The organism is Streptomyces caniferus (genome assembly GCF_009811555.1).
Taxonomy (GTDB): domain Bacteria; phylum Actinomycetota; class Actinomycetes; order Streptomycetales; family Streptomycetaceae; genus Streptomyces; species Streptomyces caniferus.
The window spans coordinates 545,159-560,660 of record NZ_BLIN01000002.1 but is presented as its reverse complement, the minus strand read 5'-3'; the positions used below and the strand labels follow the sequence as shown (position 1 = coordinate 560,660).

Sequence of the window (15,502 nt, the reverse complement as noted above, 5' to 3'; positions counted from 1 at the left end):
CGACCCCCGGTTCCGTGAGCCCGTCCGACCCGGTGGCCACGGCCGCCGACGCGGGGCTGCAGAGCTGGCAGACGGACCGTTCGCGGGCACCGATCGCCACCAAGATCGTGGTGGCGGGCGGTTTCGGCGTCGGAAAGACCACGTTCGTCAAATCGGTCTCGGAGATCACCCCGCTCCAGACCGAGGCGGTGATGACCCAGGCCAGCGCGGAGACGGACGATCTGACCGCCACCCCGGAGAAGACCACGACCACGGTCGCGATGGACTTCGGGCGGATCACCCTCGACCAGGAGCTGGTGCTGTACCTGTTCGGCACGCCCGGACAGCAGCGCTTCTGGTTCATGTGGGACGACCTGGTGCGCGGCGCGATCGGTGCGATCGTGATGGCCGACACCCGGCGTCTGGAGGACTGCTTCCCGGCACTGGACTACTTCGAGAGCTGCGGACTGCCGTACGTCGTCGCGGTCAACCACTTCGAGGGGACCGAGGCCTTCGCCGTCGAGCATGTGCGCGACGCGTTGACCGTGCCGGCGCACGTGCCTGTTGTGATCATGGACGCGCGGAAGCGGGTCACGGTGATCGAGTCGCTGCTCGCGCTGGTCGGCCACGCCCTGGAGACCACGCCCGAGTAACCGGCCCCCGCAGGGGGCCACCGGGCCCCGTGCGGGCCACCCTCACCCCCCACTTCCCCTCCCCGAACACCAGCAGTAGCAGAGAAGAGTGCCGCCATGCGGAAAATACTCATCGTCGGAGCCGGCCAGTCCGGTCTCCAGCTCGCCCTCGGCCTCCAGTCCCAGGGCTATGAGGTCACCCTCATGTCCAACCGCACCGCCGACGAGATCCGCGCCGGCCGGGTCATGTCGACGCAGTGCATGTTCGACACCGCGCTGCAGAACGAGCGCGACCTCCAGATCAACTTCTGGGAGAGCCAGGCCCCGCGCATCGAGGGCCTCGGCGTCTCCGTCGCCGCCCCCGGCAGCCACGAGTCGCCCGAGGGCTCGCAGCGCGCCATCGACTGGGTCGGCAAGCTGGACGGCTACGCCCAGTCCGTCGACCAGCGGGTGAAGATGGCCGGCTGGATGGAGACCTTCGCGCAGCGCGGCGGCCAGCTCGTCATCCACGGCGCGGCCGTCTCCGACCTGGACTTCTTCGCGAGCCGCTACGACCTGACGATGGTCTCGGCCGGCAAGGGCGAGCTGGTGTCCATGTTCGGCCGGGACGACTCCCGCTCCCCGTACGACGCTCCGCAGCGCGCGCTCGCCGTCGCCTACGTCCAGGGCATGGGCCCGCGCCCCGAGCACCCCGAGTTCGAAGCGGTGCGCTGCAACCTGGTGCCCGGCGTCGGCGAGCTGTTCGTCATGCCGACGCTCACCACCTCCGGCCGCGCCGACATCCTCTTCTGGGAGGGCATCCCCGGCGGTCCGCTGGACGCCTTCCAGGGCGTCAAGGACCCCAACGAGCACCTCGCCCTGACGCTGGAGCTGATGGAGAAGTTCCTGCCCTGGGAGTACGCCCGCGCCACCAAGGTCGAGCTGACCGACGCCAACGGCACGCTGGCCGGACGCTACGCCCCCACCGTGCGCAACCCCATCGGCCGGCTGCCCTCCGGTGGTCTGGTGCTCGGTGTCGCGGACGTCGTGGTCGCCAACGACCCGATCACCGGCCAGGGCTCCAACTCGGCCTCCAAGTGCGCCGCCTCCTACCTGGCCTCCATCGTCGAGCGCGGTGACCGGCCCTTCGACGGGGAGTGGATGCAGACCGCCTTCGACCGCTACTGGAACACCGCCCAGCACGTCACCAAGTGGACGAACGCGATGCTGGGCCCGCCGCCGGAGCACGTCCTCAACATCATCGGCGCGGCCGGCCAGCTCCAGCCCGTCGCCGACCGCTTCGCCAACGGGTTCAACGACCCGTCCGACTTCGAGAACTTCTTCTACGACCCGGACAAGGCGAATGCGTACCTGGCGTCGCTGACGGGCTGAAAACCGCCTGCGGCGGTGGCTGTCGCCCCACGTGTCCGGGTGGCACCGCCGTGCGAGTCCCTCCCCACCTTCGGTGGGGAGGGTGTGTCTTTGCGGGCTGCCGCCGCGGCGTGTGTTTGCGTCGTGGTGGCGGTGACGGGCCTCCGGCGGTGGGGGTGCGGGACTGCTTCGCTTTACGTCCCGCACCCCCACCGCCTCCGGCACGTCACCTCGCGTGGGGGCGGGGTTCCGCCGGCGGCGGGCTTGGTTCAACGGGGCTTGCGCCAGGGCCACTTGGGGCCCGCGTCGGGGTCCTTGCCCTCGGGGGCGTACTCGTACTTCCACCCGCTGGGCAGGCCCAGGCGGCCCACCCGGCCGGGGACGCGACGGTAGACATGGACCGTCGGGGGGCGGCCGTCGTCGTGCGGCACCGGGACCTCGTACGTCTTCGGCGGCTGGCCGGTCATGCCGACCAGGACGGGCAGGACCCGGCCGTCCAGCGGGCCGCCGACGAAGAGGGTGTTCTCGCTTCTCACGCCCTCAGTGTCACACCGTCACGGCCGGGCGGCCGGTCACAGCAGATGCGCGGCGTCGCTCACGACGGGCAGGACACGGCGGGCCAGGTCGCCCGCCGGGCCCTCGGCGGTCTCCAGCTTCAGTGCCGCCCGGGTCACCCGCGCGGTCTGCGGGTCGGTGGCCGCGGTGGCGGTCAGCAGCGCCACGAAGTGGTCCACCAGCCAGTTCCGCAGCTCGTCGAGGGACGGCTGCTTGTCCTCGTCGAGCCAGATCAGCGAGGCCGCCTCGACCGCGGTGATCCACATGCGGACGGTCATCCGCAGCCGCAGGCCGGGCTCCGGCTCGCCCAGATGCCGCAGGATCTGGTCGGCGGCGGCACGCCGCACCTCGTCCACGATCGCGGACGTACGGGTGGTCTCCACGACGCTGCCGCCCTGCAGCAGTGCGCTGAACCCGGCGTCGTGCTCGTCGACGAAGGCCAGATAGCGGTCCAGTGCGCACGAGAGCCGGCGGGTGAGCGGTCCGGTCTCCGGCTCGGCGAAACAGCGCTCCAGGATGTCGGCCGCGCTGCGCAGCGCGGCCTCGTACAACTGCTGCTTGCCGCCGGGGAAGTAGCGGTAGACCAGCGGGCGCGAGACACCGGCGGCCAGGGCGACGTCGTCCAGCGAGACGTCCTCGGGCGCGCGCTGGGCGAACAGGTCCAGCGCGGCGGTGAGCAGTTGGCTGCGGCGCTGCTCGACGCTCAGCCTGCGGTAGGCGGGTCGGGGTACTGCTGGGGCGGTGCCGCTGCCGTTCATGAACAGCAGCGTAACCGCCCCGGGTTCCGCCTCGCACAGGTGCTCGGGGTGTACGGGGTCCATGGCCGGGGCCCTCAGGCCAGCAGCCCCGAGCTCCGCCACAACCTGCGGCCCATACCGCGCAGTACGCCGATCTCGTCCAGGAAATCGGTCAGCCGCCGGGCGCCCGACTGCATCACCTCGCGGCGGTGCCCACTGGCCTTGACCTGGGCCACGGCCTCGCGCCGGTCCAGGCCCACATTGGTGTAGACGTCCGGATTGACGAAGGCGACGGAGAAGACCCGGGCCGCCTCGCCGGAGCTGATGCGGGTCAACTCCTGCTCCCAGCGCGGCGCGGTGACCATCTGGCGGCGCAGCTCCTCGCGGGCGTAGCGCACATGCCGGGCCTCCTCGACGACATGGATGCGGGTCACTCCGCGCACGATCGGCTGCACCCGCTCGTCCGGGAAGGTCAGCCGCTGCATCCAGTCCAGGATCTCCTCGCCGAGCAGGGTGCAGGCGAAGGAGCCCGGGGTGGTGGAGATGGTCTTGAGGACGCGGGCGAGGTTGTGGTTGAGGCGGGAGACCGGGTACGTCGGCGCGCCGCCCTTCTGGATCATGCGCGCGAACATCTGGGAGTGCCGGCACTCGTCGGCTATCTCGGTGAGGGCGTAGCGGACATGCGCGCTGGTCACCGGCTTGTCGTAGATGTGCCGGACGAGCAGTTGCATCAGGATGATCTCGAACCAGATGCCGAGCGAGGCGAGCGAGGCGGCCTCGTGCCGGGAGAGGTCCTGCTGCTGCTCCGGTGACATCCGCTTCCACAACGGGGTGTCGTAGAGCGAGACCAGTTCCGGCGGCCAGAACCACTTGCCCTCTTCGAGCGGGGCGTCCCAGTCGAGTTCGGTGTCGGGGTCGAAGGAGTGCTTGGCGGAGGAGTCGAGCAACCGCTCGGCGACCTGCTCCCGGTCCTTGAGCAGACCGAGGGCGTCCCGCAGGACTTCGGTGTCCGTCACGGTCATCTCGGTGGGCGCGCTCGTCATGGCTTGGCTACCTCGCTCGTGGGTTACCCGCGGTCGAATCTTATGAGACTGCGTGTCAGCAAGGACGTCAATCCCCCGTGCACGACTTATTGACCCGTCGGTAAGAAACGTGTGAGCCTGCCAACGACCGCCCATGACAAGGCGTTTGGCGAGCCGAGGAGGCCTCCGTGTCGACCCGAGATCTCTACGTACAGGACCCAGGCGACTCCGTGTGGAAGGTGCCCGCGTCCGGTGCGGCACGCTTCAGCTGGGATTACGACGACGGGCGCGACCGGCTGCTGGCCCTCTACCAGAAGGGCAAGGACAAGCAGTGGGACGCCACGCTGCGGATCGACTGGGGCCTGGAGGTCGACCCCTACGACCCGCTCGGCACCCCGGACGAGTCCATGTCCCTGTACGGCACGAAGTACTGGGACAAAATGACCGAGAAGGACCGCGGCGAAATGCGGCAGCACTACACCTCCTGGCAGTTCAGCCAGTTCCTGCACGGTGAGCAGGGCGCCATGGTCTGCGCGGCGCGGATCGTGGAATCTGTCCCGGACCTCGACGCGAAGTTCTACTCCGCCACCCAGACCATGGACGAGGCGCGGCACGCCGAGATATACAGCCGCTTCCTCCAGGAGAAGATCGGGATGCTCTACCCGGTCAACGACAATCTCCAGGCGCTGCTCGCGGACACCCTGAAGGACTCCCGCTGGGACATGCCCTACCTCGGCATGCAGGTGCTGATCGAGGGCCTGGCACTGGCCGCCTTCGGCATGATCCGCGACACCACCACCAAGCCGCTGCCCAAGCAGATCCTCGCGTACGTCATGCAGGACGAGGCGCGCCATGTCGCCTTCGGCCGGATGGCGCTGCGCGACTACTACAAGCAGCTCACCGACGCCGAACTGCGCGAACGCGAGGAGTTCGTGATCGAGGGCTGCTACCTGATGCGCGACCGGCTGCGCGGTCTGGAAGTCCTGGAGAACTTCGGCATACCGCACGACGAAGCCGCCGAATTCACCGAGAACTCCGAATTCCTGCACCTTTTCCGCAAGCTGCTCTTCAGCCGGATCGTGCCCTGTGTGAAGGACATCGGACTGTGGGGCGAACGGCTCCAGCGCGCCTATGTGGACATGGGTGTCTTCGAGATGGGCGACTCCAACCTCGATCTGCTCATGGCCGAGGACGAGGAGCTCGCCGAGAAGCTCGACGCGGAGCGCTTCGCGGCCGAGGAGGAGGTCCGGACGGCGGAGGTCGCGGCGGCCATCGCGGACGGGGCGGCCGAGGACTGAGCGCGGCGGGCGGTCGGCCTGCCCGCCGGGGGCCCCGAAGAGCCGCATTCGGCGACGCCTTCGGGGAGCGCTTCTTCCCGCTCCTCCGCCCGCCGCCGGAATCCCGGCAGCTGATCGCGGCCCGCAGCGCCCGCAGTGCCCCGCCCGTCAACCCGCGCCCTTAGGCCCCGTATCCAGGAAGTCCAGGACCCGGCGGCTGACATCGTCGGCACGGTCGTACGGCAGGGAGTGGTGGGCGACGCCCGCCATGGTCCCGATCCGTACGCCCGGCGTCCGTCCGGCCCGTGCGGCGACCCGGTGCAGGTCGTGCGCCCGGCTGTGTTCCGCCAGCAGCACCAGGGTCGGCACCGACGCCGCGGCGAGGCGGGAGGCATCCGGGCGCGGCCCCGTGACCACCTTCGCGGCGCGGAACTCGACGGCGCCCAGGCCCATCAGCCGCACCAGTTCCGGCGCGGGCGGCGCGCCCCGCGTCTCCCACGCCAGGAACCGCCGGGTGCTCCGCTCGCCGGGCCGGACGAACAGCGGCAGCGCACGCAGCAGGTACGACGGCCGGTAGCCGGCGAAGCACTGGGTCGGGTCGAGCAGCACCAGCCGCGCCACCCGTCCCCGCGTTCCCGCGATGCCGGCGGGAGGTGCAACGGCGGCGTGCACGGCATGGCTCAGCGCGAGCCAGCCGCCGTACGAATGCCCCAGCAGCGCGACCGACTCCAGGCCGAGCCCGCTGAGCACGCCGTCGAGCCAGGCGAACAGGTCCTCCGGCCGCCGCAGGGCACGACCGGAGTGCACACTGAGCCCCGGCGCACCGATCTGGTCCACGGCGTGCACCCGGTGCGTCCGGGCGAGCGCGGCGACCTGGGCGTACCAGACGGCCGAGGTCGTGCCTCCGCCGTGCAGCAGGACCAGCGGCGGGGCGCCGGCCGGACCGCAGATGTTGACCCGGGTGCTGCCGAACTCCGATGCCAGATCGAGCCGTTCCACCGGCACCGGCCAGAGCGCCATGGCCCGTTCGTAGGCGTCACGGAAGGCGGGGGAGGGGGCGGGCGAGGGAGAGTGCGGGGAGGGGGCTGCGGTCATGGTGCACCTCCGGAACGACGGGAAGCGGTGGAGCGAGGCGTCTCCGCATCATCACCTCGTTCGGCAAGTATCTCGGTGAGCGAGGTAATAATGCGGCGATCCGGGAAAGTCACGGCATGAATCGGGCGAGAGAGGCGACGACGCATGGCGAAGCGGTACGAACCAGGGGAGCCGGAGCCGGAGCCGGGACGGGAACCGGAGGGGATGGACCTCGTCCATCTGCTGCGCGAGGTGACCGTGCGGCTCGACCTCGCGGGAGCGCGGTTCGCCGGCCGCAACGGCCTGCACCCCACTGATCTGCGGGCCCTGGTCAGCCTGCTCGACGCGGCCCGGGCCGGCGCCGAGTCGACCCCCGGGCGGCTCGGCGAGCGGCTGGGGCTGAACTCCGCCGGTACCACGGCGCTGGTCGACCGCCTGGAGCGGCTCGGCCTGATCCGGCGGGTGCGCGACACCCGTGACCGGCGCCGTGTCCTGCTGGAGGTCGACGAGCGCGCCATCGCCCTGGGCCAGTCCTTCTTCGGCCCGCTGATCGACCGCACGATCGACCTGCTCGCCACCTTCGAGGCAGGAGAACAGGCGGCGATCCGGCGGTTCCTGAGCGGGGTGCGGGACGCGGCCGGGGAGGAGTGAGGAGCCAGGAGCGAGGAGTCAGGAGCAGCGGCGTCTGCCGGGGGCTCCGGGGGAACGCGGTGCGGTGTGCGCCTTGCCGTGGCGGACTACCGCCTGCCGGACCGGGCCAGCCACCGCCCCTCGTGCCGGGACACCTCGATGGGGCGGCCGAAACAGGCGGTCATCCGCTCTCCCGTCAGCACCTCGTCCACCGGGCCGCGCGCCTGCACCCGCCCCTCGCGCAGCAGCAGAGCATGGCCGACGGACGGGGAGAGCTCCTCCAGATGGTGGGTGACCGTCACGGTCGCCAACTCCGGACGCCCCAGGGCCAGCCGGTGCAGGGCATCGATCAGATCCTCGCGGGAGGGCAGGTCGAGCGCGTTGAACGGCTCGTCGAGCAGCAGCAGACGGGGGTCGGCCATCAGCGCGCGGGCGATCAGGATCCTGGCCCGCTGGCCGCCCGAGCACACCCCGTACGGCCGCTCGGCCAGCTCCTTGCAGTCCAGCTCGGAGAGCAGCTCATGGGCGCGCTCACGGGTGGCCTCGTCGTAGGTGCGCCACAGCGGCTGCACGGTGCCGCTCGCGCCGGTCAGCACGACCGTGTGCCCCGTCGCGTCCTGCAGCACCTTCTGCGCGCCGGAGACCAGCCCGATGACGGCGCGCAGCTCGCGGACGTCCACCGCGCCGAGCCGGTGCCCGAGCACCTCGACGGTGCCGACGGTGGGGAACATCAGCGCCCCCACGAGGCGCAGGATGGTGGTCTTGCCGGCGCCGTTCGCACCGAGCAGCGCCCAGTGCTCACCGGACCGCACGCTCCAGTCCACGGCGTCGAGGATGACCTGCCCGGTGGTGTACCGGCGGACGCCGACGCCTTCCAGGGCGGCGATCACGCGGGCCGCTCCGGGGTCCGGAGGCGGGGCGGCCGGCCCCGGGAACGGTCCGGCCGGCGAGGACTCCCGTGGCTGCGAAGGCTGCGTAGGACTCATCGCCGCAGACTAGCTGTGTACAGCACCTTTCTGCGGAGGTGTCCGATGTGCGGACCGGTCCCGGCGCCCGTTACGGCTGGGAGAGCCCCAACAGCTCCCGCACCCGCGCGTACTTGGCCGTCAGCCGCTCCCGCGTGGGCGCGTCCAGTACGGCCAGCCGCTCCGGATCGGCGTTGTGCGCGAGGTCGGACTCCTTGACCAGCAGCGCCCCGGGCGTGGCCAGAATGCGTGCGGTGTACTCCTCGACCGGTTCGGCCGCCCGCTTCGTGACGGCCAGGATCATCGCCTTGGTCGACTCGCTCAGCGCCGCACCGGCCAGCCACTCCCGGCTCAGCGCCTCGTCCTCGACCGCGTCGTGCAGCCAGGCAGCGGCGATCTGTTCATCACTGCCGCCCCGTTCGCGCACCCCCGCCGCGACCGCGGCCAGATGTTCGGCGTACGGGCGGCCCGCCTTGTCGGTCTGCCCGGAATGCGCGCGCCGGGCCAGCGCCTCCACCTCGGCCAGGGACAACAGCGGGGGCGGAGCAGGTTCCATGGATGGGATCGCATCAGCCATACGGCCATTGTGCCGCCGGGACCGGGCCCACCGCGAAGGACTCTCCCCGGCCCGGCGCCGGCGCCGCCCTCAGCCCAGCGCCGCCGCCATCACCGCCCGCGCGATGGGGGCCGCGCTCCCTCCGCCGCTGATGTCCGCACGGTCGGCGGCCGCGTCCTCGACCACCACCGCCACGGCCACGGCCGGCTCGTAACTGTCCTTCGCCCTCGCCCAGGAGATGAACCAGGCATACGGCGTGCCCTCGTTGCGCACCCCGTGCTGCGCGGTGCCGGTCTTGCCGCCGACCGTGACGCCCTTGATCGCGGCGTGCCGCCCGCTGCCGTGCTCGACGACGTCGACCATCATCTCCTGGAGCTGCTGCGCCGTGACCGGACCCGTCACCTGGCGTGTGGGACGGGGCGGACCGCCCGAGACCAGGACACCCCGGGCGTCGGTCACCTGGTCGACGAGCGACGGGGACGTCAGCTGGCCTCCGTTGGCGACCGCCGCCGCGACCATCGCCATCTGGAGCGGTGTGGCGGCGGTGTCGTACTGCCCGATGGCGGAGAGCGCGACCTGCGAGGCGTCCATCCGCGTATCGAAGTTGCTGACCGCCACCAGCGAGGGGATCCGCAGACGGGGATCGTTGAAGCCGAACCTCCGGGCCGTGCCGGCCATCGCCGGCAGCCCGATCTCCGCGCCCAGCCGCGCGAAGACGGTGTTGCACGAGGCCCGGAAGGCGTCCTTGAGCGACGCGTCCTCGCACCCCTCGGCGGCATTGCCGAGCCGGGTGTCGGTGCCGGGCAGGGGGTAGGGGTCGGGCGAATCGGTGGGGGCGTCGATATCGGTGACCTTGCCGCTCTCCAGCGCGGCCGCCGCGGTGACGACCTTGAACGTGGAGCCGGGCGGATAGGTCTGGCGCAGCGCCCGGTTGAGCATCGGCTGCTGCTCCGCCCCGTTCAGCCGGTGCCAGGCCTCGCCGACCGCGGTGCCGTTGCCCGACAGCTCGCCCGGGTCGTACGACGGTGTGCTGACCAGCGCCAGGACCCGCCCCGTACGCGGCTCGATCGCCGCCACCGCCCCCTTCTTGTCCCCCAGCCCGTCGAACGCGGCGCGCTGCATCCGGGGGTTGATGGTGGTGTGGACGCTGCCGCCGCGCCGGTGGGTGTGGGTCAGCCGGTCCCACCACGGGAAGGTGGCGAGCCGGTCGTCGGCGCCGGAGAGGATGCCGTCCTCCGCGCGCTCCAGCAGCGAGGTCCCGTAGGTCTGCGAGGAGTAGCCGGTGACCGGCGCGTACAGCGGCCCCTCGGTGTAGGTGCGCTCGTAGCGCAGCCGCCCCCCGCTGTCCCGGGAGCCGGTGACCGGCCGGCCGGCGACGAGCACGGCACCGCGCGGCTGGGCGTAACGCACGATCTGCCCCCGGCGGTTGGCCGGGCTGGCCCCGTAGCTCTCCGCCTCGAAGACCTGCACCCGGCCGGCGTTGACCAGCAGCGCCACGAGGAGGAGGAACGAGAAGGCGGCGGTCAGGCGAATACAGCGGATCAACGGCCGGCCTCCGGGGAGGGCGCGTCATCGGCGGGGGCCGGTGGCGGCGCGGCCGGCTGCCCGCCCGGCGCCCGGGGCGGGTTCGGCTCCTGGGGCGTGCTCTGCGCCGCGACGTCGCTCTGCGGCTCCGGACGGTTCCGCTCCCGCGGCCCGCTCCGCTCCCGCGGTCCGCCCTCCGCCTCCGGCGTCCGGGGCGTGGCCGGCTTCATGAAACCGACCACCCAGCTCCCGGCCCCCAGCCCCGTGCCCCGTCCGGGCAGATTCGCCGCACTGCTCCTGCCGTCGTGCGCGACCACGTCGTGCTCACTCCCGGCAGCGTGCGCCCCACCGCTCCCGGCCTCGCCCGCCGCCCCGTTCACCTCGGGGCGCGCACCGGCGCTCCCCGCCGTATCCGTCCGCCTCCCGCCCCCGCCCGCCTCACCGGCCCCCTCCGCACGCGGCATCCGCGCCCCGTTGCTGATCCGCAGCAGCACCGCGACGATGATCCAGTTCGTGACGACGGACGAACCGCCCTGCGCCAGGAACGGCATCGCCATCCCGGTCAGCGGAATCAGCCCCATCACCCCGCCCGCGATCACGAAGACCTGGATGGCGGGCAGCGCCGCGAGGCCCACGGCCAGCAGGCCGCCGAACGGGTCCCGCACGGCGACCGCGGCACGGTATCCGCAGGCCACCAGCAGCGCGTACAGCAGAAACAGCGCGGTCAGCCCGGCCAGTCCCAGCTCCTCGCCGTAGGTCGCCAGGATGAAGTCGGACTTCATGGCGAAGCCGATCAGAGACGAGTGGCCCTGGCCGAGACCGGTGCCGAACATCCCGCCCGCGGCGAACGCGAACAGCGACTGGGCGAGCTGGCCGGGCCCCTTGCCCGCCGCGATGCCGGCGAACGGATGCTGCCAGTCCTCGACCCGGCTGTGCACATGCGGCTCCAGCGTGCCGACGGCAGCCGCCCCGATGCCCGCCAGGATCAGCCCGATCGCGATCCAGCCGGTGCGCCCGGTGGCCACGTACAACAGGACGACGAAGACCCCGAAGAAGAGCAGCGAGGTGCCCAGATCGCGTTCGAGCACCAGCACGGCGACGCTGACCAGCCAGATCGCGACGATCGGCCCGAGCACCCGGCCGGTCGGGAGCCGTAGCCGCCACACCCGGCGCCCGGTGTGCGCCAGCGCGCCGCGGTTGGCGGCGAGGTATCCCGCGAAGAAGACGGTGATCAGCACCTTGGCGAACTCGCCCGGCTGAATGGAGAATCCGGCGAAACGGATCCAGATCTTCGCGCCGTTGATGGCGGGAAAGGGAATCGGCGCCGCCATGAGCAGCAGCGCGAGCGCCGCGCAGACATAGGCGTACCGCTGCAGCATGCGGTGGTCGGGCAGCAGCACCACCACCGCCGTGAACAGCGCGACACCGACGGTCGACCACATCAGCTGGGTGGGCGCGGCATGGTCGCCGGGCGTCTCCTGGTCGAGCCGGAAGATCAGCACCAGCCCGACCCCGTTGAGCAGCACGGCGGTGGGGAGCAGCAGCGGATCGGCGTACGGGGCGCGGAAGCGCACGGCGAGATGGGCGAGCAGCGCCAGCCCGCCGAGCCCGGCGCCGTAGCGGAGCGCACCGCCCGGCAGGGCATGCCATCGGGCCAGCCCCACGACGACATATCCGCAGACGCTGATGACGACGGCGCCTACGAGAAGGGCCAGTTCGACGCCGCGTCGTCGGGGCAGTGACGGCGGGGGTGGGGGAGAGTCCGCAGGGCGCGCGGCGACCGCTGCCCTTGCCATTGCCGTCATGCCTGGCAACGTAGCAAGCGGCGGGCACTATTTCCGTTATGTCGGATACGACGTTCGGGGCGTCCCCGCAGCCCGAGCGACCCACTACGGGGCCGGTTTCGGGCGTAGATCCAGTATCGCCGCAACCGCCCCACCCTGTCACCGTTCTCCGGAACGATCTTCGCGGCGATACGAGCCCCTAGCGTGGGCGGCCGGGACGGACACCCGTCGAAGGCAGCGCAGGGGGCGAAAGTGACGAACGACCACGGCACGGCGGCATTGACCGCGGAACTCATCCGCATGGCCGAGGAGGACCACGCGGCATCCCCCGGCGCGAACAGCGCGGACCCCGCGGAGCAACTGGCCTGGCGCCGCCTCACCGCCCGGCACGGCGACCGCCTCCGCCAGATCATGGACGCGTACGGCTGGCCGACGGCGGAGCTGGTCGGCGACGAGGCCGCACGCGGCGCCTGGCTGATCGCCCAGCACGCCGACCGGCAGCTCGATGTCCAGCGGCGGGCGCTCCGACTTATGGAGGCCGCGGTGGCGGCGGGCGCGGCAGGCCCTCGCGAGCTGGCCTTCCTGCGCGACCGGACGCTGGTGAACGAGGGCCGCAAGCAGATCTACGGAACCCAGATCGCCGGGATCGAGGGCGGCTCTCCCGTCCCCTGGCCCTGTGACGACCCGGAGCGGATGGACGCCCTGCGGGCCGAGGCCGGCATCGAGCCCTTCAAGGAGTACGTCGCCAAGTTCGCGGTGACCTGAGACACGAGGGGCGGCGGGCCGCTGCCGACGCCCCGCCTCACCTCAGCACCAACGCGGTTCCTCCCCGTCGCTCACGATGTCCCGCCGGGAGGACCAGGCGTACGACGCGTCGGAGAGCTTGTACCAGATGGCGTTGCCCTCGATGCGCTCCGCCTTGACCCTGCAGACGATCCCCACCACGTCCCCGTACTCCTTCGAACCGACCACGCGGTAGTGGGTGCTCGGGCCGATGCGCAGCACCAGCCCGTCCTCGGCGACGACATGACCCTCGTACGCGGCGAGGTTGTCTCCCTCGCTGTCGCCGGACGCCAGGGCGGGGCCGGCCGCGACGACCCCGGCCAGCACACCGGAAAGAGCACACAGGGCGAACAAGCCGAACCTGCCGGACTTCGACTGCGGAAACATGCGCTTCCTCCTGCGAAGGGGAGAGTCCCAGGGGATTCCCTGCGGGGTGAGATGAGCGAAGCCGCCGGCGTCACCTGGCGGACGGGTCGGGGCCTGCGCCCCGCCGGTGTTGACGCCCCGCCGATGCGGGTGCCGCTCGCACCTTCCCGGCTGCGAGTGCGGCCGTCGGTCGTGCGGTTTCTCTCTGCCGCGCCGCGCCGCTCTCTCGCACCGCGCCGGGCCTGCCGCCTGTCTCGTTCCCTTCTCACGCTAGAGAGGACCCGGAGAGTCCGCAACTCGTCACAATGAGTGACGGCGGGAGGTCCGTGAATGCGGCCTTCCCGCCCCGGCCGCCCTCAATGGGTTCGATGGTCCGTTGCCTCCGCCCCCGTCCGGTCCCACCCTCAACGGCCCCTCGGTAAAGCATCATTGGCGCCTCGAACACTCGGGCCGGCCGCGCAGTGCGGTCACCTGCGCAACTCCACGCCTCCGTAATCCCTCCATCCGGTACAAGTGGAGGGGGTGCCCGGCCGAGGTCATGGCTAAGGGGAGAATCAGGGGCGCCCCAGGGGTTGCTCAGGGTCGTTCCGGGTTGTTCCGTGAACGCGCCCAATGGCACTTTGTAAACTCGTCCAGACCGAATAGAAGAAGAGGGCCGAGGCCGAGCTCGTCACGCTGATGCGGACGACCGAAGACATCGGTCGTAGGCATGGACCTGTGCCATGACCACCGTAAGCGAGGGGCTATGGCGTACGTCACACCCGTGCACGCCGAGTGGAGGTGCCGCGCTGTCCCGGCCGTCTTGGGCCGCGGAGCGCGGACGACCGTCCCCCTCGACGAAAGGCAGTATTAGCGTCATGACGACTCTCCGTTCCCGGATCATCGCCTGGGCCGGCCGTATGTATCTGGCGAGAACTCAGAAGAAAGGCTTCGACCTGTCTCGAATGTCTTTCTTGCCCGAGTCCGTCCTGATGCCTTTGCGGCGCGAGGGGCTCAACCCTGTGGGCGATCTGGCCGCCGTCCGGGAGCGGGAGCCCATCAGTAAGCTCCCCGTACCGATAGCCGCCAACGTCTGGCTGGTCACCGGCTACGACGAGGTCAAGGCGGTCCTGGGAAAGGCGAATTCCTTCAGTTCGGACTTCACCAACCTCGTCGGCAAGGCCGGCGCAGGTGCCGAACAGAATCCCGGCGGACTCGGATTCGCCGACCCGCCGGTGCATACGCGTCTTCGCCGTCTTCTCACGCCTGAATTCACCATGCGCCGGCTCACCCGGCTCACCCCCCGCATTCACGAGATCGTCGAGGAGCGCCTCGACGCCATGGAAAAGGCGGGCAAGGACGGCGACCCGGTCGACATCGTCCACGCTTTCGCCCTCCCCATTCCCTCCCTCGTGATTTGCGAACTCCTCGGCGTCCCCTACGAGGACCGCGCCGACTTCGAACGCCTCAGCGCCGCCCGCTTCGACCTTTTCAGCGGCGCAAATGCCTCCTTCGGTGCCATATCCGAATCCCTTTCCTATTTCCGGGACATCGTCAAGAAGCAGCGCGAAAATCCGGGCGACGGACTGCTCGGCATGATCGTGAAGGAACACGGCGACTCGGTCAGCGACGAAGAGCTGGCGGGCCTCGCCGACGGCGTCCTCACCGGCGGCTTCGAAACCACCGCCAGCATGCTGGCCCTCGGTGCCCTGGTCCTCCTCCAGGACCCCAAGCACTTCGCCGCCCTCCACGACGGCGATGACGTCGTGGACCGTTACGTCGAAGAACTCCTCCGCTACTTGACCGTCGTGCAGGTCGCCTTCCCGCGCTTCGCCCGTGAGGATCTGGAAATCGGTGGCGTACACATCGCCTCCGGAGATGTGGTGCTGTGCTCCCTGAGCGGTGCGGACCGGGACGGCAAACTGGGCCCGGAAATGGAACAGTTCGACCCCACCCGCAATGTCCCCTCCCATCTCGCCTTCGGCTACGGAATCCACCGCTGCGTGGGCGCCGAGTTGGCCCGCATGGAACTCCGCGCCGCCTACCCCGCCTTGGTGCGCCGCTTTCCCCACATGCGCCTCGCCGCCAAACCGGAGGACCTCGAATTCCGCAAACTCTCCATCGTCTACGGAATCGAATCCCTACCGGTCCGGCTGGACGGCTGACCCCGCCCCCTGCACCCCGCCCCTTCTGACCGGGCATTTGGCCAATGGGCCGGATGCCCGGTCTTCTGCTTGCTCACCCGAAGCGCCCCTTGTTCTCGCGACCGGTGCATCCATCCGCAGCCGC

At 70.9% G+C, this 15,502-nt stretch carries 14 protein-coding genes and 1 pseudogene; 6 read left to right on the top strand and 9 right to left on the bottom strand.

Features of this window, described 5'->3' with window-relative positions; translation table 11 throughout:
* Positions 1 to 14 precede the first annotated feature (14 nt).
* Complete coding sequence (locus tag Scani_RS04275) at positions 15 to 632, top strand: GTP-binding protein (protein ID WP_159470168.1); 618 nt, start codon at positions 15 to 17, stop codon at positions 630 to 632.
* A 96-nt stretch (positions 633 to 728) separates the two neighbouring features.
* Positions 729 to 1,982, top strand: a complete 1,254-nt coding sequence (locus Scani_RS04270; RefSeq protein WP_159470166.1) for a styrene monooxygenase/indole monooxygenase family protein — start codon at positions 729 to 731, stop codon at positions 1,980 to 1,982.
* A 248-nt stretch (positions 1,983 to 2,230) separates the two neighbouring features.
* Here the strand turns inward: Scani_RS04270 and Scani_RS04265 are convergent, their stop codons facing one another.
* From Scani_RS04265 to Scani_RS04255, 3 genes are all read right to left on the bottom strand, one after another.
* Positions 2,231 to 2,497 carry a DUF8847 domain-containing protein gene (locus Scani_RS04265; RefSeq protein WP_159470164.1) on the bottom strand — a complete coding sequence of 89 codons (267 nt, stop codon included), beginning with the start codon at positions 2,495 to 2,497 and terminating at the stop codon, positions 2,231 to 2,233.
* Positions 2,498 to 2,533: 36 nt separating this feature from the next.
* A complete protein-coding gene (locus Scani_RS04260; RefSeq protein WP_159470162.1) occupies positions 2,534 to 3,274 on the bottom strand; it encodes a TetR/AcrR family transcriptional regulator in 741 nt (246 codons plus the stop codon).
* A gap of 74 nt (positions 3,275 to 3,348) precedes the next feature.
* The gene (locus Scani_RS04255; protein ID WP_159470159.1) at positions 3,349 to 4,296 is read right to left on the bottom strand and encodes an AurF N-oxygenase family protein; all 948 of its coding nucleotides are present in this window, start codon (positions 4,294 to 4,296) and stop codon (positions 3,349 to 3,351) included.
* A gap of 167 nt (positions 4,297 to 4,463) precedes the next feature.
* On the opposite strand from Scani_RS04255, the gene Scani_RS04250 reads away from it, so the two are divergent.
* Entirely contained in the window at positions 4,464 to 5,573 is a 1,110-nt protein-coding gene (locus Scani_RS04250; protein ID WP_159470157.1) for a ferritin-like domain-containing protein, read from the top strand.
* A gap of 147 nt (positions 5,574 to 5,720) precedes the next feature.
* On the opposite strand, the gene Scani_RS04245 is transcribed toward Scani_RS04250, so the two are convergent.
* A complete protein-coding gene (locus Scani_RS04245; RefSeq protein ID WP_159470155.1) occupies positions 5,721 to 6,647 on the bottom strand; it encodes an alpha/beta fold hydrolase in 927 nt (308 codons plus the stop codon).
* 144 nt (positions 6,648 to 6,791) lie between these two features.
* On the opposite strand from Scani_RS04245, the gene Scani_RS04240 reads away from it, so the two are divergent.
* The gene (locus Scani_RS04240) at positions 6,792 to 7,277 is read left to right on the top strand and encodes a MarR family transcriptional regulator (RefSeq protein ID WP_159470153.1); all 486 of its coding nucleotides are present in this window, start codon (positions 6,792 to 6,794) and stop codon (positions 7,275 to 7,277) included.
* 86 nt (positions 7,278 to 7,363) lie between these two features.
* Here the strand turns inward: Scani_RS04240 and Scani_RS04235 are convergent, their stop codons facing one another.
* The 4 genes and pseudogenes from Scani_RS04235 to Scani_RS04220 all read right to left on the bottom strand — a co-directional run.
* Positions 7,364 to 8,146 (bottom strand): ABC transporter ATP-binding protein, encoded by a 783-nt coding sequence (locus tag Scani_RS04235; RefSeq protein ID WP_159471684.1) that lies wholly within the window; start codon positions 8,144 to 8,146, stop codon positions 7,364 to 7,366.
* A 166-nt stretch (positions 8,147 to 8,312) separates the two neighbouring features.
* Positions 8,313 to 8,798, bottom strand: coding sequence for an HD domain-containing protein (locus Scani_RS04230; protein ID WP_246295484.1), 486 nt, complete (start codon positions 8,796 to 8,798; stop codon positions 8,313 to 8,315).
* Between the two features lie 69 nt (positions 8,799 to 8,867).
* Positions 8,868 to 10,322, bottom strand: a complete 1,455-nt coding sequence (locus Scani_RS04225; protein WP_159470151.1) for a penicillin-binding transpeptidase domain-containing protein — start codon at positions 10,320 to 10,322, stop codon at positions 8,868 to 8,870.
* A gap of 410 nt (positions 10,323 to 10,732) precedes the next feature.
* Positions 10,733 to 12,097, bottom strand: a pseudogene (locus tag Scani_RS04220) (FtsW/RodA/SpoVE family cell cycle protein); the annotation flags it as partial.
* A 240-nt stretch (positions 12,098 to 12,337) separates the two neighbouring features.
* On the opposite strand from Scani_RS04220, the gene Scani_RS04215 reads away from it, so the two are divergent.
* The gene (locus tag Scani_RS04215) at positions 12,338 to 12,850 is read left to right on the top strand and encodes a DUF6624 domain-containing protein (RefSeq protein WP_308686551.1); all 513 of its coding nucleotides are present in this window, start codon (positions 12,338 to 12,340) and stop codon (positions 12,848 to 12,850) included.
* A 42-nt stretch (positions 12,851 to 12,892) separates the two neighbouring features.
* On the opposite strand, the gene Scani_RS04210 is transcribed toward Scani_RS04215, so the two are convergent.
* A complete protein-coding gene (locus Scani_RS04210) occupies positions 12,893 to 13,255 on the bottom strand; it encodes a hypothetical protein (RefSeq protein WP_159470149.1) in 363 nt (120 codons plus the stop codon).
* An 836-nt stretch (positions 13,256 to 14,091) separates the two neighbouring features.
* Here Scani_RS04210 and Scani_RS04205 point away from each other — a divergent pair.
* Positions 14,092 to 15,378: a cytochrome P450 gene (locus Scani_RS04205; RefSeq protein ID WP_159470147.1), complete on the top strand. Its 1,287-nt coding sequence runs from the start codon at positions 14,092 to 14,094 to the stop codon at positions 15,376 to 15,378.
* Positions 15,379 to 15,502 lie beyond the last annotated feature (124 nt).

Coding starts and splice junctions, on each gene's coding strand:
- Scani_RS04255 (WP_159470159.1), bottom strand. CDS start 4,296: ATGACGAGCGCGCCCACCGAGATGACCGTGACGGACACCGAAGTCCTG.
- Scani_RS04245 (WP_159470155.1), bottom strand. CDS start 6,647: ATGACCGCAGCCCCCTCCCCGCACTCTCCCTCGCCCGCCCCCTCCCCC.
- Scani_RS04270 (WP_159470166.1), top strand. CDS start 729: ATGCGGAAAATACTCATCGTCGGAGCCGGCCAGTCCGGTCTCCAGCTC.
- Scani_RS04205 (WP_159470147.1), top strand. CDS start 14,092: ATGACGACTCTCCGTTCCCGGATCATCGCCTGGGCCGGCCGTATGTAT.
- Scani_RS04260 (WP_159470162.1), bottom strand. CDS start 3,274: ATGAACGGCAGCGGCACCGCCCCAGCAGTACCCCGACCCGCCTACCGC.
- Scani_RS04210 (WP_159470149.1), bottom strand. CDS start 13,255: ATGTTTCCGCAGTCGAAGTCCGGCAGGTTCGGCTTGTTCGCCCTGTGT.
- Scani_RS04230 (WP_246295484.1), bottom strand. CDS start 8,798: ATGGCTGATGCGATCCCATCCATGGAACCTGCTCCGCCCCCGCTGTTG.
- Scani_RS04240 (WP_159470153.1), top strand. CDS start 6,792: ATGGCGAAGCGGTACGAACCAGGGGAGCCGGAGCCGGAGCCGGGACGG.